The following is a 19,203-nucleotide window of genomic DNA, read 5'->3' as shown; positions in this document are numbered from 1 at the left end:
AAAAAGGAAAGTAAAATGAAAAAAATAAGTTCAAAATTGACCGCACTTAGTTTAATCGGGTTGGGTTTCATCGGATTCACCAATATAGCGCTTGCCGATGCCGCAAGTGAGTTGCAATCACGCTTAAGCCAAGTGAATGTATTAAGTGCGGATTTTTCCCAAACGGTAACATCTGCCGGAGGCAAAAACGTACAACAAGGGAATGGGAAAATTCAAATTAAACGTCCGAATTTATTCCGTATGGAGACTACATCGCCACAAGAAACACAGATTATTGCAGACGGTAAAACCCTTTGGTATTACGATCCTTTTGTCCAGCAAGTAACGGCGCAGTGGGTGAAAGAGGCGATAAATAACACTCCTTTTGTCTTGCTAACCAGTGATGATAACAGCCATTGGAATCAATATTCGGTGACAAAACAGGCGGATACTTTTGTGTTAAAACCTAAATCAACGAAAAGTAATATCAAACAATTTGATATTCGAGTGGATGAAAATGGCATATTGAGAAATTTCAGTACCACGGAGAAAGACGGTCAAACCAATCTCTATGTGTTGCGCAATATTACCAATCAGCCTCTCTCGGATAGTTTGTTCCAATTCAAGCCGCCAAAAGGGGTAGAGTTGGACGATCAACGTAAAAAGTAATGCTCGGGGCGTATTGATTACGCCCTCAATGTTGTTTTAAATTCTCCAATGGAATCCTGTTATGGCTAATCTTGGTTTTGATTTTTCGGAAAATGATTTTCGTCCGCTTGCCGCTAGAATGCGCCCGACGAATCTCGATCAATATTTTGGTCAATCGCATCTTATCGGTGAAGGTAAACCGTTACGTAAAGCGATTCAAGCGGGGCATATCCATTCTATGGTTTTTTGGGGCCCTCCCGGAACCGGCAAAACCACATTGGCAGAAATTATTGCAAATCAAATTAACGCAGATGTGGAACGTATTTCAGCGGTTACCGGTGGGATAAAAGAAATTCGTGAAGCCATTGAGCGTGCAAAACAAAATCGTCTTGCCGCTCGAAAAACAATTTTATTTGTAGATGAAGTTCATCGTTTCAACAAAAGTCAGCAGGATGCTTTTCTTCCTCATATTGAAGACGGCACCATTATTTTTATCGGTGCGACAACAGAGAATCCCTCTTTTGAATTAAATAACGCATTGCTTTCGCGTGCGAGGCTATATGTGTTGAAATCTTTAACTGTTGATGAAATAGAATCTGTACTTCAGCAAGCGTTACAAGATTCGGCGCGTGGATTAGCAAAAGAGCGGTTAATTTTAGAAGAGAATTTATTACGGACGCTTGCCGAATATGCCAATGGTGATGCCCGCCTCGCCTTGAATTGCCTTGAACTGATGGTCGATATGGCTGATGAAACGGAAAACGGCAAAAAAATTGACCGCACTTTGTTAAAAGCGGTACTGGGAGAGCGTCAAGCCCGTTTTGATAAACAGGGTGATCGTTTTTATGATCTTATTTCAGCATTGCATAAGTCTGTTCGAGGTTCCGCACCGGATGCGGCATTATATTGGTATGCGCGAATTTTAACGGCGGGCGGTGATCCTCTTTATGTCGCAAGACGGCTTTTAGCAATTGCTTCGGAAGATGTGGGGAATGCCGATCCTCGAGCAATGCAAGTGGCGCTTGCTGCTTGGGACTGTTTTACCCGTGTAGGGGCTTATGAAGGGGAACGAGCCATAGCGCAAGCGATCATTTATCTTGCCGTTGCCCCGAAAAGCAATGCGGTTTATACCGCTTTTAACACGGCAAAAGAGCAAGCCAAAAACTTACCGGATTATGATGTACCGCATCATTTACGCAATGCACCGACCAACCTAATGAAAGAGTTGGAGTTTGGTGCGGAATATCGTTATGCCCATGATGAACCAAATGCTTACGCTGCCGGTGAAAATTATTTCCCTGAGGAACTCAAAGAGACACAATATTACTTTCCGACAAATCGTGGAATGGAAATTCAGATCAAAGAAAAACTGGAACGATTGCGTGAGCAAGATAAATGCGCGGTTAAAAAACGGTACAAATAAAAAATGCGTGTTGGAGACACGCATTTTTCTTTAGAACATACTCCGCCCGCTCTCTGTTTTTTCCGGCACGGTTTGAATCACATCCCAGTGTTCCACAATTTTGCCGTCTTTATCAAAACGGAAAATATCTACAACGGCTTCACCACGATCTTCATCATTTAATTGACTATGAACATGCAGGGCAACCAAATCGCCGTCAGCCAATACGCGTTTTACTGTTGCTTTTGATTTCGGATACTCTTTTAAGAAAGGGGCAAAGGCATCAATAAACGCTTGTTTACCGTCAGCTACGCTTGGATTATGTTGTAAATATTCCTTACCAATATATTTGTCACTTGCTTCTTGTAACTTATGTTGATTAAACACCATTTCATAGAAATCAAGTGCAGCGGCCTTGTTGTGTTCCGCTGTTGAAGCCAATAGGCTTGTTGAAAATGCGAAAAGTGCGGTGGTTAAAAGAACTTTTTTCATCAAAACTCCTTCATGTTCTATTAAAAAGTCCGCGCATTATAATGAAATTAAATCTTAAAACTAGGGGGGTATTGATGAATAGACTTTTTCTTATTATGAAATAATAAAGAGCGTAAATGGATTGAATGACCGACTTTAACAATCAATCCCATCATGCCCTTAAATCGCTATTATTGAGTAAGCCGCTTTAGTTTATTTTGCGTTTGCTTTCCTATATACCGGTGTATTTCTACATCATCTCTGCCTTTTTCATAGGGTAAAATACCAAAGTATCTTATAATTTCCCCCGTTACTTACCTTTACCTTAATTTTCCCTATGACTAATAATGCTTTAATAAGATTTTTTTATGTTTTATTAATGGGCTTTGGCTTTCCTATTATGCGTTATATGAGTATTCATTTTGAAACCCTAAATAATAATGCGGTTCGATTTATCTCCGGTGGTTTGTTATTTGTGTTTATTTGTGCCTTAAAATATAGGAATGAGTTCGTTAAGCTATTCAGAGAACCGACAAGCATTTTTTATCTGCTTTTGTTGGCGATCATTGGCTCTTTGCTATTTGTCATTGAGGGGAATAACGCTAGTGGCGGTAACGATTTTATAACAGGTTCGCTTTTTTTAGGCACTGCCATATTTATTCAATCTATCCAAAATCTTGTTGTTAAAAGGATTTCAAAAAAATTAAATGCAGTCGTTATCAGCGCTTTTACCGCTACGTTATCCGGTATTCTTTATCTGATTTTAGCCAAAAATAGCGGCGTTATTACGCAATTACAGGATGTTAGCGCCGGTTTATTGATTGGGTTAATTTTCGCAGGAATGTATGGAATGCTAACGGGAATGTTATTGGCATTTTATATCGTTCAAAAACAAGGTATCGTTGTTTTTAACATTATTCAATTAACCGTACCTTTATCTACGGCTTTAATTAGTTATGTCACCTTAGGTGAAACCATTTCACTTTATCAGGGAATTGGCGCGGCAATTGTTATTGTGGGATGTATTTTTTCATTAAGAAAAAAACAGCGATAAAATTGATGAAAGTTATTGAAAGCATGAAAGAATTATCAATTAATGAGACTTGGATAATCTTATATTGTTTTCTCGGTATGAGGCAGCAAATGCACAACATAGAAAATTTATACAAAAGGAACTGCTATTTGGGTCACCGTTTACTGTTTCGCAAAAGATTACGGAGTTGGTTAAATTCATATTGAGTGTCTGTTGATTTTTGCTGGATAAGTGCGGTTAATTTTGTTTGTGTGTTTAAACTACTTTGAAATGATGAGCAGTGGCACACAAACTTAACTTTTATCTCATCGGTAGGGACGCCACGCTGGCGTCCCTGCATTTTCGTTAAATTGTGCATTGCTGAATAATGTCGAAATACGTTCAATTTTAACCGCACTTTTATCTACACAATACAGACTTCCAATTTCAATTGTTTATTGTGGAATTGATGGAGTGTGCTGCGATGTCCGATACTGAGAATAATCATATTCGGTAAACGTTCTTTAATGATTTTATAAAGCTGATATTCGGTGGCTTCATCAAGTGCGGAAGTCGTTTCATCCAAGAAAACCACATCAGGTTTGGTGAGCAAAATACGAATGAAGGCGACCCGTTGTAATTCACCGGGCGATAAAATAGCCTGCCAGTCGTTTTCTATATCAAGTGCGTGGAGATATTTTTCCAAGCAACAATCGCGCATTATGTTGATTAAGCCCGGGTGATGAGGATTAATGTCCGGATAACAAATAGCTTCACGCAGCGTTCCTTGTGGCATATAAGGGCGTTGCGGTAAAAATAAACTTCCCATACAGGGGTGTTCTGCAATACCGATAATTTCAAAAGGATAGATGCCGGCAATGGCTTTGAGTAAGGTGGTTTTACCTGTACCTGACGCCCCTTGAATGAGTAGTGCATCACCATTTTCAAGTTCCACATTTATGTTATTTAATAAAATGCGTCCTTGTTCATCTTTTACACCAAAATCTTTTAATGCCACTCGATTGGAGCAGGTATAAGGTTGGGAGATTCCCGACTTATCCAATTCATCTAATTTGGTTATAAAACCATAAAGACGGTTAAGACGTGCCTGATATAAGGTAAATTCTTCATAAAATAACCGGAAGAAAGAAAGTGCGGTCATTAATCGATTAAATGCTTGCACGGTTTGGTGCATATCGCCCAGTTTGATTTGTCCGCTAAAAAAGCGGGGGGCTTGTAGCATTAATGGTAATAGTTTGGCGAAACGAGTAACACCGTTGTTAAAACCGTCCAAACCAAGCATTTTTAAGACAATCGCCCAACGATTGCCAATGATTTGCGAAAATTTATCTTTCAGTAAAATTTGCTCTTTCGGCTCACCATGATAAAAGGCAATACTTTCCGCATTATCACGCACCCGAATTAACGAATAACGATAATCGCCGTTGAGTTTTTCTTTATTAAAATTAAGTTTGATGAGCGGATGCCCGATCCAGACAGACATCAGTGTGGCAAAAATGATGAACGCATAAATGAAAAACACTACACCTTTTTCAATCGGTAAACCAAATAGACTGAGAACGCCTGAAAGCGACCAGAGAATAATAGTAAATTCAATGGTCGTCAGCACGGAGTTAATCATACCCCGCACAATTTGTACGGTACTGCCGATAAATTCACGGGCATCTTGTTCAATACGTTGATCGATATTGTCGGGCAGATCTTGCTCATATTTGAGACGGTAATATTTTTTATTTTCCAGCCAGCGTTTCACCAAAATAGCATTAAGGCTTTCTAACCAGCGGATTTCAAATACTTGGCGAAGAAAATAATCGACAATGGCGTGAAGCACCTGTATGAGTGCCAAAAGTGCATTAAGTTTGGCAAAGAACCAGAATTTATCCGACGCCAATTCTTGCATTGAGCTGTATAAGCCATTGTAAAAGAATGAATTCAGCACGCTAAACCGTACTTCAAGTAAAATCATTAGGAAAAGCAATAGCAATATGGCGATAAGTTTAACCCGGTTTTGCTTGGTAATGGACGGCGAGGCAATTCGCCAAAATTTTTTGCCGAAAGTTGTTTGTTTTAATGCCGTAATTGTAAGGATAAAGCAGATTATCACCCAAAAAAGTGCGGTCAAAATCCAGTTTAAACTATTATTGAGTTCGGTTTGCCAGTTCATAAATGTTTATCAATGAAAAAAGGGCGAGAGTGTTTCGCCCTGATAAGACTCAATGAATTAGAAGGAATATTCTACGTTAGCCCAATAAGTGCGAGGCATACCTAACACGGCAAAGCTGCGATCATAACGGCCGCGCTGAACCTGCCAGTATGATTTATTAAATAAATTTTCTACTCCAACACGGAATGTTAGGCTTTGTTGCTCACTTAATTTCGCCACATATTTGGCACCTGCATCAACCGTTGTATAAGATGGAAAGGCAAATTTTTCAGAATAATCTTGATAGGATTTTCCATAGTATTGAATTGCCGCATTGAGTGTTAAATTTCTGATAAACGGGGTATCCCATTCAACGGCGGCTTTAGCAATCCAACGAGGGCTGGCAACTTGTGAGCCGTTGATAATCGGGCCGGCAAAACTTGGGTAATCAATTAATTTTCCTTGATTGTAAGTGATACCTAAACTTGGGCGTAATGTACTATTTAGCAGATTTCCGTAGATATTTAATTCAATGCCACGGTTACGTTCTTTGCCTTGTTCCTGTCCGGTTTTAGCATGAACACCGGGGCGTGATAATTGGTAAATGCTTAAGGTTGTGGTCGCAAGATCTTTCCAGTTTTTGCGCACCCCTAATTCGATTTGTCGGCTAACAACCGGTTTTGCCATAACGCCGGTATCCTCATCGGTTGCACCCGGTTCCAAATCTTCTAAATAATTGGCATAAAAAGTTAAGTTTGGATTAGGTACATAGGCTGCCATCACCATTGGGCTAAAACGATTTTCGTGATAACGAACATCTCGGTTTGGTTTTGCCGGATAAGGCAGGGCGTGTTGTTTAATCCACTGGAAACGTCCGCCGAGTGTTAAACGAACTGTGTCATCAATAAATGAAGCGGTATCTGCAAAGGCAAGGCTGTAACTCGCTAGTTTTTCGTTCGTTGCGCCCTGCGTTACAGCACTATTAGGCTGACGGGATGTAATAAATTGCGGGTGATAAAGGTTGATATTGGAATAAACATTTTGATTTAAAACCGCCCCCTGATCGAAATCACGTTGGCGTCTTACCGCATCAAACGCTAAATTCCAGTTGTGGTTGATCGAACCGGTTTCAAATTCACCTTGTAATTTTAGATTTCCGCTTGTTGTACGAATATGATAGTCCATCGCTCTGAGTTGTTGTAAACGATATTGTTCGGTATAGGTGGTTTCATCCATCATTCGAACTTGACCGAATGTACCGTAATAGCGTGATTCCATATAACCCAAGCCACCGGATAACATCATGTTATAAGGTAGATCATATTCAAAGGTTCCCATAATGGTTTGATCTTGAGTAGTTTGACCGTTCCAATGCGGCACAAAATTTGTATCACCGTTTGGTGCGCTTGGTAAACGATAGTTTAAGCGCTGAATATCTTGAATACGCGCACGACCGCCATGTGTTGCCCGTTTGGCATACATATAATCAATACCTGTATGGAACTTCTCACCACGATAGTCCAAACCCACAGCCAATTCTTTGTTTCGTTCGTCATAATTACGGCGTGCCGTATCACCATCACGGTATTTCCCGTTTAGGCGGATACCCCATTCTTTATTTGCACCGAAACGGCGACCAAAATCAAAGGTTTCCTGTAAACGATTGTTGCTGTACCAAGCAAAACCAAGTTGATTAATGTCTTTATCAGTCGCCCGTTTGGTCTCAACATTTAAGGAAGAACCGGCGGCACCCTCAGGATCCATTCCGGCGACAGCCGTTGAAGCACCTTTAATTAACTGAGCCGAGCTAACGGCAGCGGTTGGGGAGCTATAAGTAGAATAAAGTCCCGCTAATCCGTTAACCGTAATTTGACGGGCATCCAGTTGTAATCCTCGCACATAAATTCCCGATAACGTGTTGGTTTCTCCACCGAAATTCATCACTGAAGAATCAATTTTAGCAATTCCGTCTAAAAGATTACGTTGTTGAGAATTTTCAAAGGCTTTTTCATCGTAGTGAACAACCGCAATAGGCGAAGTAAATGCAGTTTGCAGACCAAGTAAACTGAGATTAACAATTTCTTTTTGTTTTTCACCAGCGGCTTTTGCTTTTTCCAATTCGGTGACGACATTCACTTGATCCAATACCATTTCGGAACTTGAGCTGACATCGGTTTGTGTTTCCGCCAACACTGAAACAGATACACCGGTAAAAAGTGCGGTGTAAAGAATACTGTGTTTAAACGCCATATTTGCTTTCCTTAAAATTGATGTAATAAAAAAGAGCGGTAAGTATAACTGAAAATAATTATTTGCCTCAATAGGAATAATTTGTATTTGCTATTAAATGAAAATTTAGAGAAAAATAACCGCACTTTTGCTTGTTTTTTCTTCAGCGGCGGTATAGACTCTTAATCACTTTAGTCGGGGTGCCACGATGTGGCTGAGATGATACCCGTGAACCTGAAACAGTTAGCACTGACGTAGGAAACTAATATGCCAAATTATCTTTTCATTTTTCATTCCATTCTTAATTTTTCATTCTCGCCTATTCAAATCTCTTATTAATTTTGAGAGTCGGCAATGGCGTATATCCGGAATTTAAGTCTTAACTTTGCTGTTCAAGCCTTATTTGAGCGGCTTAATTTATTTCTTTCTAAAAAATTATTAGGTTCATCAGGCGAATCGACGTTGTTACGTTTGAGCGAAAGTATTGATATTCAGGGTTCGGTTCAAGAACAAATCAATGTTGAACCTAATCTATGTATAGCGTGGTTTACGCTAGAACTTTAAATAAGGAGACAAAATGATCACTCAACTTATTGAACGGGCACAACCTCATTGGCAACACTATATTGAGCATCAATTTGTTCGGCAACTGGCTCAAGGCACGTTAGCTAAACGTTGTTTTCAACATTATTTGAAACAAGATTATCGCTATCTTTTTCATTACAGCCGCGCTTTTGCATTGGGTATTTTTAAAGCAAAAAACTTTGCAGAAATGGCGGTGCCACGCAAAACATTAGACATTCTTAGCCAAGAAATTCAATTACATATTAATTATTGCAAGCAGTGGGGGATCAGTGAACAAGAGATGATAAACACGCCGGAAAGCCCGGCTTGTGTGGCTTATACGCGTTACTTATTGGATGTGGGAATGACGGGCGGATTGGCGGAGCTTTATGCCGCTATTACGCCTTGTGCCGTTGGTTATGCTCAAGCGGCTTACTATATCACAACGCATTATCCACGCTTGCCGAATAATCCTTATCAGTCTTGGATTGATGTTTATTCAAGTGCTGATTTTCAGCAAGCCGCAGCAGAAACGGCTGATTTTTTGACATCACTTTGTCAATCATTAAACCCGACTCAATTTACCCATATTCAGAACATTTTTACCACGGCGACACGTATGGAAATTAATTTCTGGCAAATGGGATTAGATTTATCTTAACCACAAAAAGGAGACTATGATGGAATCTATTTATCTTACAAAAATCCGTGAGCAAAATCCGCTCATTCATAATATTACCAACATTGTTGCGGCTAATTTTAGTGCCAACGGATTATTGGCATTAGGGGCTTCCCCGATGATGTCCGATAGCGAAGGGGAGATGGTCGAAATGCCAAATTTAAGCCAAGCTCTCGTGATTAATATCGGCACATTGATCGGCAAAGAACAAAAATCTATGTTGTTGGCAGGTAAAACGGCAAATGCGAAAGGGATCCCTGTTGTGCTTGATCCTGTCGGCGTAGGAGCAACGAGCTATCGGCGAGAGACCATACGTCAGCTGTTGTCTGAAATAAAATTTGCACTAATTCGTGGTAATGCCGGTGAATTGGCAACAATTGCAGGTGAAGCGTGGCAAGCGAAAGGCGTGGATGCCGGACAAGGTAACGTCGATTTGAAAGCCGTTGCCCAACGTGTCGCAAAGCAGCATGGCTGTGTTGTATTGATTAGTGGGGAAGTTGATGTCATCAGCGACGGTAGGCAAACCGCTACGGTGCATAATGGTACGCCGTTGTTCCCTAAAGTAACGGCATCGGGCTGTTTACTCAGTGCGGTCTGTGGGGCTTTCTTAGCTGTGGATTCGGGCGATCATTTTGCGGCAACCCTCGAAGCCTGTGTCGCTTATACCGTTGCGGGCGAACTTGCCGCTCAAGGTCTGACTACTCAAGTCGGCCAATTCCAAATTCGTTTATTAGATGAATTAGCGGCGCTTTCCCCTGAAACGATTGCACATAAAGGGCGGATCAATGAGTAATATTCCCCAAGTATTAACCATCGCCGGTTCGGATAGTGGCGGCGGTGCGGGTATTCAAGCCGATCTAAAAACCTTTCAAATGCAAGGTGTGTTCGGTACTTCAGTGGTGACTGCCGTAACGGCTCAAAATACACAGGGAGTATTTGATATTCACACTATTCCATTGAAAACCATTCGTTCACAACTACAAGCGGTGAAAAACGATTTCAATATTGCAAGCGTGAAAATTGGCATGCTCGGAACGCCGGAAATTATTGAATGTGTGGCGGAATCTCTTAAAGAACGTCCATTTGGTAATTTGGTTCTTGATCCTGTGATGATCGCGAAAGGCGGCGCACCACTCTTACAATCGCAGGCGGTTTCGGCACTTATTGAACATTTGCTCCCGCTGGCGGATGTGATTACTCCCAATCTTCCTGAAACGGAAGCCTTAACGGGGATGACGATTTACGATGAAATGAGCATTCAAAAAGCGGCAAAATCCCTCCAAAAGTTAGGGGCACGTAATGTGATTATCAAAGGCGGGCATTCCCTGAACTCGCAGAGCGAACTATGCCAAGATTGGGTTTTGCTTGCCGATGGTCGTTATTTTGTATTGGAAAGCCCACGTTTTTATACGCCACATACGCATGGTACCGGTTGCACCTTTTCCGCTTGTTTAACGGCAGAATTGGCGAAGGGAAAACCGTTGCAAAGTGCGGTCAAAATTGCCAAAGATTTTATTACGGCAGCGATTAGTTACCCGCTCAATATCGGTCATGGGCACGGGCCGACAAACCATTGGGCTTATCGTGATTTAGTTAATTTAAAGAGGAATGATTAAATGCAAAAAATTCAAGAAATCCTACCGCTTTACTTTGTTGCGGGAACGCAAGATTGTCGGCATTTGGGGGAAAATAATGCGCAAAATTTACTTTCTGTATTAAAACAAGCATTAGACGGCGGTATTACTTGTTTCCAATTTCGGGATAAGGGCAAATTTTCCCTTGAACACTCACCGGCAGCACAAAAGGCGTTAGCCATTAACTGTCGGGATATGTGCCGTGAATATCGCGTGCCGTTTATCGTCAATGATGATGTTGATTTAGCTTTTGAGCTTGAGGCAGACGGTATCCATGTGGGACAAACCGATATGGCGGTACAGGTTATTCGGGCAAAAGCGAATAAAGCGATGATTGTGGGGTGGTCGGTTAATTTATTAGAAGAGGCCAAAATAGGCGAAGCAATGGCGGAGATTGATTATTTTGGTATTGGGCCGATTTTCCCAACGCAATCAAAGGAAAATCCCAAACCGACACGTGGTATGGGGTTTGTTCAAGATTTGCGAAAATCAGGCATAACGAAACCGTTTGTTGCGATTGGCGGTGTGAAGTTGGAACACGTTCGCACTTTAAGGGAATTTGGGGCTGATGGTGTGGCGGTAATTTCAGCAATCAGTCAGGCAAAAAATGTTGAAATGATGGCTAGGGCGTTAAGAGAGGCTAGCAGGTAAATTGGCTGGCAAAAGTATGCGTTAAATTTGAATGCCTTTCCTTGGAGAAAAATAATGAAACAAAACAGTCCGAAACAAATCGCAATGGCAACAATGATTGGTACGGCGATTGAGTATTTCGACAACTATATTTACGCAATGGCCGCCGTGTTGGTGTTTAACCAGCAATTTTTTCACGCTGCCGATCCTCTCTCAGGGCAGATTGCAGCCCTTTCTACACTCGCTTTAACTTTTGTTGCCCGCCCTTTAGGTGCCGCATTGTTTGGGCATTTTGGCGATCGTATCGGGCGCAAAAATACCTTTGTGATGAGCTTATTGTTAATGGGCGTTTCTACTGTGATTATTGGATTATTACCGAGTTATGAAAGTATCGGTATTAGTGCAACAATTTTGCTCTGTTTATGCCGTATCGGACAAGGCATCGGTTTAGGCGGAGAATGGGGCGGTGCCGCATTAGTGGCTGTTGAAAATGCGCCGGAGGGCAAACGTGGTTGGTATGGTACGTTCCCACAACTTGGTGCACCGTTAGGCTTATTATTGGCGAACGGTGTATTTTTGTTGATCGGCGCCATTTTCGGACAGGCGGCAATGTTAGATTGGGCGTGGAGAATTCCGTTTTTATCTTCAATTCTATTGGTTGGTATCGGTTTATATGTGCGGTTAAAACTCACTGAAACCCCGATTTTTCTTGAAAGATTAAATAAACCGCAAGCTAAAGGTTTGCCAATGTTAGAAGTCATGACAAACCATTTCAAATCTTTTTTCTTGGGAATGCTCACTTGTATTGCCGGTTACGTGTTGTTTTATGTCATGATCGCATTTAGTCAAATCTATGCGAAATCCGCACCAACCGTATCGGATGCCGGTTATGCAATGGGATTGGGATTTTCCCCTCATATTTTCACTGCCTTATTAATGGCAAGTGCGCTTTCTTTAGCGGGCACGATTGTCATTTCGGGCAAATACATTGATAAAATTGGTCGTCGGCTTTGGCTGATTTGGACTACCGTCGGTGTTGCGATTTTTGGTTTAGCATTGCCGTTTTTCCTTGAAAACGGCACAGCTCACAGTTTGTTTTGGTTCTTAGTTATCGGAATGGGATTAATTGGAATGGGGTATGGGCCGCTTGCCAGTTTTTTACCGGAATTATTCCCAACCCACGCCCGTTATTCAGGGGCTTCACTGACTTATAATATTTCAGGGTTATTTGGTGCGAGTGTGGCTTCTATTATCGCTTTACCGTTAAATGCCCATTACGGTTTAAAAGCAGTGGGAATTTATTTGACATTAAACGCCCTGTTGAGCCTGATTGGTTTATGGTTTATTCGGGAAACGAAAGGTACGAAACTAGAGGAATGCTGATTTAAAATAACAGGCGGTCATTTTTCACGATATTGTAAAACATTATGAAATTTGACCGCACTTTTTTAATTGATGGCGTAACAACCTTACTTCAGTTTTTCTAATCGAGCCATCAATACGTCATCACCTAAATTTTGTGTTTTTCTCATTCGATAGAATAATAAAATAGCGGCAAAAGTGAGTGAGACCACAAACGCAATCCAGAAACCCTGCGCACCAATGCTTGGCATAAGCCAATCGGTTCGAGCCAGTGTATAACCCAACGGCACACCGATCACCCAATAAGCAAAAAGCGTAATATAGAGTATTACTTTGGTGTCTTTATAACCACGTAACACACCGCTTACCACCACTTGGATCGTATCGGAAAACTGGTAAATAGCGGCAATAAGTAATAAACCGGCAGCCATACTAATCACGGTGTTATCCGTCACAAAAATGCCGGCAATTTCATAGCGAAAGAATACCGTAATAAATGCTGTGATTAGTGTGATGGTTAAACCGAGAATAATAGCGGAATAAGCGATATTTTTAGCTTTTTGCGGTGAACCGGAGCCGAGTGCCTGCCCAACAAGAATTGTAGTCGCCATCCCGATCGACATCGGAAACATAAAAATAAAGGAACTGGTATTTAACGCAATTTGATGGCTTGCCACAATAGTTGCACCCAGCGGAGAAAGCAATAATGCGGTAATTGCAAACAGTGCCACTTCACAACAAATCGAAAGGGCGATAGGTAAACCTAGCTGCAAAAGTTTTTTTAATGTAACAAAATGAGGTTTTTCAATGAGTTGGCTAAATACTTTTAGCTCACGTTCTTGACGATTAAAGTAAGAGTAGCTAATCATCATAAAAAACATTAACCAATTCACTATTGCCGTTGCAATACCGCAACCCACCGCACCGAATGCCGGCACGCCGAGTTTACCGTAAATAAAAATGTAGTTCAGCGGAATATTTACCATTAAACCAAGAAAAGTAATCACCATGGCGGGCTTGGTTTTTGCAATACCGTCATTTAAACAACGAAAATTAATCAGCAATAAATAAGCGGGTAGTCCCCAAATCATGGCACGCAGATAGTCTCGCGCAATTTGTGCCATTTGAGGATCCATTTGCATAAATTGCAAGATAAAATCACTGTAATAAATAAGTGCGCTAAGAGGAAGACAACTGGCTAGGGCGATCCAAATACCTTGACGAATTTGGTGGGCAATGCGGTGGCGTTGTCCCGATCCGTTTAGATATGACACGGTTGGCGGTAGTGCAAGCAATAGACCGTGTCCGAATAACACCAGTGGCAACCAAATTGACGCACCGACAGAAATTGCCGCCATATCCGTAGAGCTGACACGCCCTGCCATAATCGTATCCACAAGCCCCATCGAGTTTTGTGCGACTTGAGCGAATAGAATCGGTGTAGCGATTTTTATCAATTTTTTAATATCAGCTTGGTATTCAGATAAAAGACGAATATTCATAAATTTGATACACTATGCGAAAATTTTTTTGAAAAAGATTGAGGAAAATTATGTTTACCGGAATTGTACAGGGCATAGCCCGGATTCATTCAATTACAGAAAGCACACATTTTAGAACACAGGTAGTAAAATTGCCACCTGAAATGCGAAAAGGTTTAGAAATTGGTGCATCGGTATCTAATAATGGCGTGTGTTTAACCGTTACTGAAATTAATGACGATCTCGTTAGCTTCGATTTAATGCAAGAAACGTTGCGTATTACCAATCTTGGGGCATTAAAAGCCGGCGATTTCGTTAATATTGAACGTGCAATGCAAATGGGAGCTGAAATTGGCGGGCATATTTTGTCCGGTCATGTGTATTGCACGGCGGTGATTTCTGACATTATTGCGACGGAGAATAATCGCCAAATTTGGTTTGAATTACCGAATGCCGAAGTAATGAAATATATTTTAACCAAAGGCTTTGTTGCAGTAGACGGTATTAGTTTGACGATCGGTGAAGTTAAAGACAATCAATTTTGTGTGAACTTAATTCCGGAAACGCTACAACGAACCTTGATGGGACAACGCAAAATGGGGGATGTTGTGAATATTGAAATTGATCCGCAAACGCAAGCGATTGTGGACACAGTAGAACGTTATTTAGCTGCGCGTTGTTAAATGAAAAGTGCGGTCAAAAATCTCACTGTTTTTGACCGCACTTCATAACATTAATTTTTCTGTTTTTTCGATTTTTTCCATTTCCAAAGCAAGAATAGGGCAACGGCGGCAACCAGTATATAAATCACCATTTGACCTTTCTGAATTTGCTCATGCAACCAATCTAAATTTCTCGCCCCTAATTCTCCAAGGTACACCCAGATTGGCACAGAAATAATCGCGGCACAAAAATCAATTAAGAGAAAGCGGGTATAGCTCACCCGTCGGGTGATACCCGAAACCATATAAATTGGCGCGCGTAAGCCCGGTAGAAAACGTGCGACAAATAATACACGATTACCGTATTGAGCGAATTTTTCACGTACCATTTTAAGGCGCTGTAAAGTGATAATTTTACGCATTGGGCGGAAACGTAAAATTTTTGTACCATAAATGCGACCAAGCCAGTACATACAGGAATCGCCTGCAAGTACGCCGACCATACTGACGAGTAACATAAGGTGGGAATTAACGCTTTCGGGATAAAGTCCGGCAATTACGCCGCCGGAAACAAGGGTAATATCTTCAGGAATGGGCACACCAAAGCCACAGATAATCAAGACAAAAAATACAGCCCAATAGCCGTAGTCGGTGAAAAAATTAATAAGAAATTCCATTTGTTCGAGTTATTTAAGTTTTCATAGATTTTAAAAAATTGGGGATCATTCTAATCGTTTCAGCCTGAGTTTTCTAGAAAAAGTTTGCGTTAGCAAGTTGAATCCTCTATAATTTTCGCCCTCAAAGCTAGGCTTTGAGTCTATTTAGGAAAATTGCTGGGTCGCCTGCAATTTTTTAATTTTTAATCTTACTTTAAAGAGAACATAACAATGGCATTTAAATTTAACGCTGAAGTTCGTACAGCGCAAGGTAAGGGTGCGAGCCGCCGCCTGCGTCATAACGGTCAAATTCCTGCAATCGTTTATGGTGGCAGCGAAGAACCGGTTTCAATCATCTTAAATCACGATGAATTAAACAATGCACAAGCTCACGAGTCTTTCTACTCTGATGTGATTACACTTGTCATTGATGGTAAAGAAGTGGCGGTAAAAGTGCAAGCAATGCAACGTCACCCGTTCAAACCAAAATTGGTTCACATTGACTTCAAACGTGCATAATCCGATATTTACACGGTTTTAAGTCATTTATTTCCGAAACAACCTTTGATTTAATCAAATCAATAAGACAAAAAATCGTTTCAGAAGTACGTTTTAAGATAAAAGCTCATTGTTTTAACAATGAGCTTTTGTTATTTAGTGGGGGAAAAGTTTCTCTTTTATCGTGTAATGCAGTGTTGTTTGTATTGACGATGGAACTGCTTTTATCCCTTGTTCTCCCGAAAAGTCGAGATTTCTGTATAAAAAGCCCACACTTGGGCATTCCTATTTATTTTGAACTGTTACTCGGCAAGGTTTTATATTGTTCACGCAAGGATAAATAAAAAATTCATTATTCTTCTTTCCTATGTCTTGAATCAAAATAAAGGTGCTATTACATCTTCCAAAGATGTAATAATCCTCTTCAAATAATGTAATTTGAGCATAAGTTTTGGGGAAAATCTGAGCATAATAACCAATCATAAAAGCGGATAAAGCAAAGTAAAAATACACTATAGTAAGCGCAGTAAGTAAGTGAATTTTATGATTTTTAATATCACGAATAATTTTTCGGATACTAATGTGGTAGCTATGCTTTTTACAAATAAGCGATATGGTTATTGCCCCAAGCAAATAAACAGAAATGATGACATGGTCAGTTTTATGTGTAACTAGTGATAACTGAACTAATAATGGAGTAAATACAATACTTAACACAACAAACGTTCGAATAGATGCAACAGTTGCTCTTGAGAATACTTGTTTTGCACTCCTAATAATGATCCAGCCTATGGCGCAAGTTATGACTACAATCATTGAAACGAATAGTATATAACCAAGCGCTCTAGCAATGTTATTGATACCAACCTCTACAAATTCCCAAGGATAATTATAGTAGTAAAACTTAGCCCATCCGTATATGTAAGCCACAGACCAGCCTAGAAAGGAGATATAAGCGAGAAAAACAGAAGAGTTGATGATAATGGTTGAATTTGTTTTCATTCTAATAGGTTCTAACCTGTGTAGTAGGATATAGGAGGGGGGGAAACTACATAAATTGCTTTGTATTGTCAATTGTTTAGTCATTTTGTTGTCGTGATTCGCTTTAATTTTAGACGAATATCTTTTAGATGAGATAAGGCAGTATCTCAAATATTTATATGGCATAATTAATGATGTGATTACTCCGATACCATACTTTGAGAAGTTTAGACATATAGTTGATTTCGGAAGTAATGAATTTTTTTCTTCATTGGTACTATTAAAGTAATTTGGTGAAATTAAAATTGAACACATTGATTTCAAACGTACATAATTTTTAATTTTGATGAAAAATGAGGTAGAAATGAAAATTGCCTTAGGAATTGAGTATAACGGCCAATATTATTTTGGTTGGCAGCGACAAGAAAAAGTGCGTTCGGTACAGGAAACATTGGAAAATGCGCTGTCTTTTGTGGCAAATGAAAAAATTGACATATTTTGTGCGGGAAGAACGGATTCCGGTGTGCATGGTACAGGGCAGGTTGTGCATTTTGAAACGGATGCGGTCCGCCCTGAAAAGGCTTGGGCGTTTGGTACAAATGCAAACCTGCCTGATGATATAGCGGTGAAATGGGCAAAAGTCGTGGATGATGAATTTCATGCCCGTTTTTCTGCTACTGCACGTCGTTATCGTTACCTTCTATATTGTAATAAATTACGCTCCGCTATTTTACCCGCCGGCATTACCCATTGCCATTTGGAATTAGATGCGGAAAAAATGCATCAAGCAGGGCAATTTTTATTAGGTGAACATGATTTTTCTTCTTTCCGTGCGGCACAATGCCAATCAAATACACCGTGGCGAAATGTGCATCATCTGAATGTTGTACAAAAAGGCGAATATATTATTGTTGATATTCAAGCCAATGCGTTTGTACACCACATGGTTAGAAACATTGTCGGGAGTTTAATTGAAGTCGGTGCAGGAAATCAGCCGGTTGAGTGGCTTAAATGGTTACTTGAACAGCGTGATCGCAAACTTGCCGCACCAACAGCAAAACCGGAAGGACTTTATTTAGTGAATGTGATTTATCCTGAAAAATTTGCGCTTCCACAACAAAAATTAGGCCCGCTTTTCCTTGAAGATGAATTGACTTAGTTTGATGCGCTTGTCTGACTAGCAAGGTTCGCCGAATTATGGTTTAATACGCTGGATTTTCTAGTGGATAAATAGGTAAAAAATAATGAGCTGGATTGACCGAATTTTTAATAAAAGCCCTTCTTCTTCAGCACGTAAGTCTAACGTGCCTGAAGGCGTTTGGACAAAATGTACCTCCTGTGAACAGGTACTTTATAGTGAAGAATTAAAACGTAACCTTTATGTATGCCCGAAGTGTGGTCATCATATGCGTATTGATGCGCGTGAACGTCTTTTACGTTTATTGGATGAAGATTCAAGCCAAGAAATTGCAGCGGACTTAGAGCCAAAAGATATTTTAAGATTTAAAGATTTAAAGAAATATAAAGATCGTATCAGTGCAGCTCAAAAAGAAACCGGTGAAAAAGATGCGCTCATTACCATGACAGGAACACTTTATAATATACCGATTGTCGTGGCTGCCTCAAACTTTGCTTTTATGGGCGGCTCAATGGGCTCTGTTGTAGGCGCTAAGTTTGTAAAAGCAGCTGAAAAAGCTATGGAATTAAACTGTCCGTTTGTGTGTTTTTCCGCCAGTGGTGGGGCTCGTATGCAAGAGGCATTATTCTCATTAATGCAAATGGCAAAAACCAGTGCGGTGCTCGCCAAAATGCGTGAAAAGGGTGTGCCTTTTATTTCGGTTTTAACCGATCCGACTTTAGGCGGCGTATCTGCCAGTTTCGCAATGCTAGGTGATCTAAACATTGCCGAACCGAAAGCCTTAATTGGTTTTGCCGGCCCAAGGGTGATAGAACAAACCGTTCGTGAAAAATTACCGGAAGGTTTTCAGCGTAGCGAGTTTTTATTAGAAAAAGGGGCGATTGATATGATTGTAAAACGTGGTGATATGCGTTATACCCTAGCCAGTGTATTAAGTAAATTAACAAATCGACCTTCACCCTTTGCCGAACCTGAATTAATTGAAGATAACATTGAAACACATGAAGAATAAT

19 protein-coding genes and 1 riboswitch are annotated in these 19,203 nt (G+C 40.5%); of the genes, 13 read left to right on the top strand and 6 right to left on the bottom strand.

The window, feature by feature from the left end; translation table 11 throughout:
* Window positions 1-15: 15 nt before the first annotated feature.
* Both lolA and PNEUHYL_RS00310 read left to right on the top strand, forming a co-directional pair.
* On the top strand, window positions 16-648 hold the full coding sequence (gene lolA, locus PNEUHYL_RS00315; RefSeq protein WP_059365283.1) for an outer membrane lipoprotein periplasmic chaperone LolA: 633 nt from the start codon (window positions 16-18) through the stop codon (window positions 646-648).
* Window positions 649-709: 61 nt separating this feature from the next.
* Window positions 710-2,050, top strand: coding sequence for a replication-associated recombination protein A (locus PNEUHYL_RS00310; protein WP_059365282.1), 1,341 nt, complete (start codon window positions 710-712; stop codon window positions 2,048-2,050).
* Between the two features lie 30 nt (window positions 2,051-2,080).
* Here the strand turns inward: PNEUHYL_RS00310 and PNEUHYL_RS00305 are convergent, their stop codons facing one another.
* Window positions 2,081-2,521, bottom strand: a complete 441-nt coding sequence (locus PNEUHYL_RS00305) for a nuclear transport factor 2 family protein (RefSeq protein ID WP_059365281.1) — start codon at window positions 2,519-2,521, stop codon at window positions 2,081-2,083.
* 316 nt (window positions 2,522-2,837) lie between these two features.
* Between PNEUHYL_RS00305 and PNEUHYL_RS00300 the strand changes: the two genes are divergently transcribed.
* A complete protein-coding gene (locus PNEUHYL_RS00300) occupies window positions 2,838-3,554 on the top strand; it encodes a DMT family transporter (RefSeq protein ID WP_059365280.1) in 717 nt (238 codons plus the stop codon).
* Between the two features lie 382 nt (window positions 3,555-3,936).
* On the opposite strand, the gene PNEUHYL_RS00295 is transcribed toward PNEUHYL_RS00300, so the two are convergent.
* Together PNEUHYL_RS00295 and PNEUHYL_RS00290 are read right to left on the bottom strand one after the other, a co-directional pair.
* Window positions 3,937-5,697, bottom strand: a complete 1,761-nt coding sequence (locus PNEUHYL_RS00295; RefSeq protein WP_059365279.1) for an ABC transporter ATP-binding protein/permease — start codon at window positions 5,695-5,697, stop codon at window positions 3,937-3,939.
* A gap of 57 nt (window positions 5,698-5,754) precedes the next feature.
* Window positions 5,755-7,926, bottom strand: coding sequence for a TonB-dependent receptor (locus PNEUHYL_RS00290; protein ID WP_059365278.1), 2,172 nt, complete (start codon window positions 7,924-7,926; stop codon window positions 5,755-5,757).
* 165 nt (window positions 7,927-8,091) lie between these two features.
* A riboswitch (TPP riboswitch) is annotated at window positions 8,092-8,183 on the top strand.
* A 76-nt stretch (window positions 8,184-8,259) separates the two neighbouring features.
* On the opposite strand from PNEUHYL_RS00290, the gene PNEUHYL_RS00285 reads away from it, so the two are divergent.
* From PNEUHYL_RS00285 to PNEUHYL_RS00260, 6 genes are read left to right on the top strand one after another with little or no spacing between them, the layout of a single operon-like run.
* Window positions 8,260-8,469, top strand: coding sequence for a hypothetical protein (locus tag PNEUHYL_RS00285; protein WP_059365277.1), 210 nt, complete (start codon window positions 8,260-8,262; stop codon window positions 8,467-8,469).
* 13 nt (window positions 8,470-8,482) lie between these two features.
* Entirely contained in the window at window positions 8,483-9,130 is a 648-nt protein-coding gene (gene tenA / locus PNEUHYL_RS00280) for a thiaminase II (RefSeq protein ID WP_059365276.1), read from the top strand.
* A gap of 19 nt (window positions 9,131-9,149) precedes the next feature.
* A complete protein-coding gene (thiM, locus tag PNEUHYL_RS00275) occupies window positions 9,150-9,941 on the top strand; it encodes a hydroxyethylthiazole kinase (protein WP_059365275.1) in 792 nt (263 codons plus the stop codon).
* Window positions 9,934-10,764 carry a bifunctional hydroxymethylpyrimidine kinase/phosphomethylpyrimidine kinase gene (gene thiD / locus PNEUHYL_RS00270; protein ID WP_059365274.1) on the top strand — a complete coding sequence of 277 codons (831 nt, stop codon included), beginning with the start codon at window positions 9,934-9,936 and terminating at the stop codon, window positions 10,762-10,764. The genes thiM and thiD overlap by 8 nt, the downstream gene beginning before the upstream one ends.
* A complete protein-coding gene (gene thiE, locus PNEUHYL_RS00265) occupies window positions 10,765-11,433 on the top strand; it encodes a thiamine phosphate synthase (protein WP_059365273.1) in 669 nt (222 codons plus the stop codon).
* A 51-nt stretch (window positions 11,434-11,484) separates the two neighbouring features.
* Window positions 11,485-12,795: an MFS transporter gene (locus PNEUHYL_RS00260; protein ID WP_110890485.1), complete on the top strand. Its 1,311-nt coding sequence runs from the start codon at window positions 11,485-11,487 to the stop codon at window positions 12,793-12,795.
* Between the two features lie 86 nt (window positions 12,796-12,881).
* Here the strand turns inward: PNEUHYL_RS00260 and PNEUHYL_RS00255 are convergent, their stop codons facing one another.
* Window positions 12,882-14,276 carry an MATE family efflux transporter gene (locus tag PNEUHYL_RS00255; RefSeq protein ID WP_059365271.1) on the bottom strand — a complete coding sequence of 465 codons (1,395 nt, stop codon included), beginning with the start codon at window positions 14,274-14,276 and terminating at the stop codon, window positions 12,882-12,884.
* Window positions 14,277-14,326: 50 nt separating this feature from the next.
* On the opposite strand from PNEUHYL_RS00255, the gene PNEUHYL_RS00250 reads away from it, so the two are divergent.
* Window positions 14,327-14,938, top strand: coding sequence for a riboflavin synthase (locus tag PNEUHYL_RS00250; RefSeq protein ID WP_059365270.1), 612 nt, complete (start codon window positions 14,327-14,329; stop codon window positions 14,936-14,938).
* Window positions 14,939-14,988: 50 nt separating this feature from the next.
* Here PNEUHYL_RS00250 and PNEUHYL_RS00245 read toward each other — a convergent pair whose 3' ends face one another.
* Window positions 14,989-15,594 carry a DedA family protein gene (locus PNEUHYL_RS00245; RefSeq protein ID WP_059365269.1) on the bottom strand — a complete coding sequence of 202 codons (606 nt, stop codon included), beginning with the start codon at window positions 15,592-15,594 and terminating at the stop codon, window positions 14,989-14,991.
* 210 nt (window positions 15,595-15,804) lie between these two features.
* Between PNEUHYL_RS00245 and rplY the strand changes: the two genes are divergently transcribed.
* Window positions 15,805-16,092: a 50S ribosomal protein L25 gene (gene rplY / locus PNEUHYL_RS00240; protein ID WP_059365268.1), complete on the top strand. Its 288-nt coding sequence runs from the start codon at window positions 15,805-15,807 to the stop codon at window positions 16,090-16,092.
* Window positions 16,093-16,356: 264 nt separating this feature from the next.
* Here rplY and PNEUHYL_RS00235 read toward each other — a convergent pair whose 3' ends face one another.
* On the bottom strand, window positions 16,357-17,073 hold the full coding sequence (locus PNEUHYL_RS00235; protein WP_059365267.1) for a hypothetical protein: 717 nt from the start codon (window positions 17,071-17,073) through the stop codon (window positions 16,357-16,359).
* A gap of 343 nt (window positions 17,074-17,416) precedes the next feature.
* Here PNEUHYL_RS00235 and truA point away from each other — a divergent pair, with 343 nt between their 5' ends.
* On the top strand, window positions 17,417-18,211 hold the full coding sequence (truA, locus tag PNEUHYL_RS00230) for a tRNA pseudouridine(38-40) synthase TruA (RefSeq protein ID WP_059365266.1): 795 nt from the start codon (window positions 17,417-17,419) through the stop codon (window positions 18,209-18,211).
* An 85-nt stretch (window positions 18,212-18,296) separates the two neighbouring features.
* Window positions 18,297-19,202: an acetyl-CoA carboxylase, carboxyltransferase subunit beta gene (accD, locus tag PNEUHYL_RS00225; protein ID WP_059365265.1), complete on the top strand. Its 906-nt coding sequence runs from the start codon at window positions 18,297-18,299 to the stop codon at window positions 19,200-19,202.
* The last annotated feature ends 1 nt before the right edge of the window (window position 19,203 follow it).

This window comes from Rodentibacter caecimuris (genome assembly GCF_001019715.1).
GTDB classification, from domain to species: Bacteria; Pseudomonadota; Gammaproteobacteria; order Enterobacterales; family Pasteurellaceae; genus Rodentibacter; species Rodentibacter caecimuris.
The sequence above is the reverse complement of the archived record's forward strand: the minus strand, read 5'-3'. Positions and strand labels throughout refer to the sequence as shown.

Coding starts and splice junctions, on each gene's coding strand:
- thiM (WP_059365275.1), top strand. CDS start 9,150: ATGGAATCTATTTATCTTACAAAAATCCGTGAGCAAAATCCGCTCATT.
- rplY (WP_059365268.1), top strand. CDS start 15,805: ATGGCATTTAAATTTAACGCTGAAGTTCGTACAGCGCAAGGTAAGGGT.
- truA (WP_059365266.1), top strand. CDS start 17,417: ATGAAAATTGCCTTAGGAATTGAGTATAACGGCCAATATTATTTTGGT.
- lolA (WP_059365283.1), top strand. CDS start 16: ATGAAAAAAATAAGTTCAAAATTGACCGCACTTAGTTTAATCGGGTTG.
- PNEUHYL_RS00290 (WP_059365278.1), bottom strand. CDS start 7,926: ATGGCGTTTAAACACAGTATTCTTTACACCGCACTTTTTACCGGTGTA.
- PNEUHYL_RS00255 (WP_059365271.1), bottom strand. CDS start 14,276: ATGAATATTCGTCTTTTATCTGAATACCAAGCTGATATTAAAAAATTG.
- tenA (WP_059365276.1), top strand. CDS start 8,483: ATGATCACTCAACTTATTGAACGGGCACAACCTCATTGGCAACACTAT.
- PNEUHYL_RS00305 (WP_059365281.1), bottom strand. CDS start 2,521: ATGAAAAAAGTTCTTTTAACCACCGCACTTTTCGCATTTTCAACAAGC.
- PNEUHYL_RS00285 (WP_059365277.1), top strand. CDS start 8,260: ATGGCGTATATCCGGAATTTAAGTCTTAACTTTGCTGTTCAAGCCTTA.
- PNEUHYL_RS00235 (WP_059365267.1), bottom strand. CDS start 17,073: ATGAAAACAAATTCAACCATTATCATCAACTCTTCTGTTTTTCTCGCT.
- PNEUHYL_RS00300 (WP_059365280.1), top strand. CDS start 2,838: ATGACTAATAATGCTTTAATAAGATTTTTTTATGTTTTATTAATGGGC.
- PNEUHYL_RS00310 (WP_059365282.1), top strand. CDS start 710: ATGGCTAATCTTGGTTTTGATTTTTCGGAAAATGATTTTCGTCCGCTT.
- PNEUHYL_RS00250 (WP_059365270.1), top strand. CDS start 14,327: ATGTTTACCGGAATTGTACAGGGCATAGCCCGGATTCATTCAATTACA.
- PNEUHYL_RS00245 (WP_059365269.1), bottom strand. CDS start 15,594: ATGGAATTTCTTATTAATTTTTTCACCGACTACGGCTATTGGGCTGTA.
- thiD (WP_059365274.1), top strand. CDS start 9,934: ATGAGTAATATTCCCCAAGTATTAACCATCGCCGGTTCGGATAGTGGC.
- accD (WP_059365265.1), top strand. CDS start 18,297: ATGAGCTGGATTGACCGAATTTTTAATAAAAGCCCTTCTTCTTCAGCA.
- thiE (WP_059365273.1), top strand. CDS start 10,765: ATGCAAAAAATTCAAGAAATCCTACCGCTTTACTTTGTTGCGGGAACG.
- PNEUHYL_RS00295 (WP_059365279.1), bottom strand. CDS start 5,697: ATGAACTGGCAAACCGAACTCAATAATAGTTTAAACTGGATTTTGACC.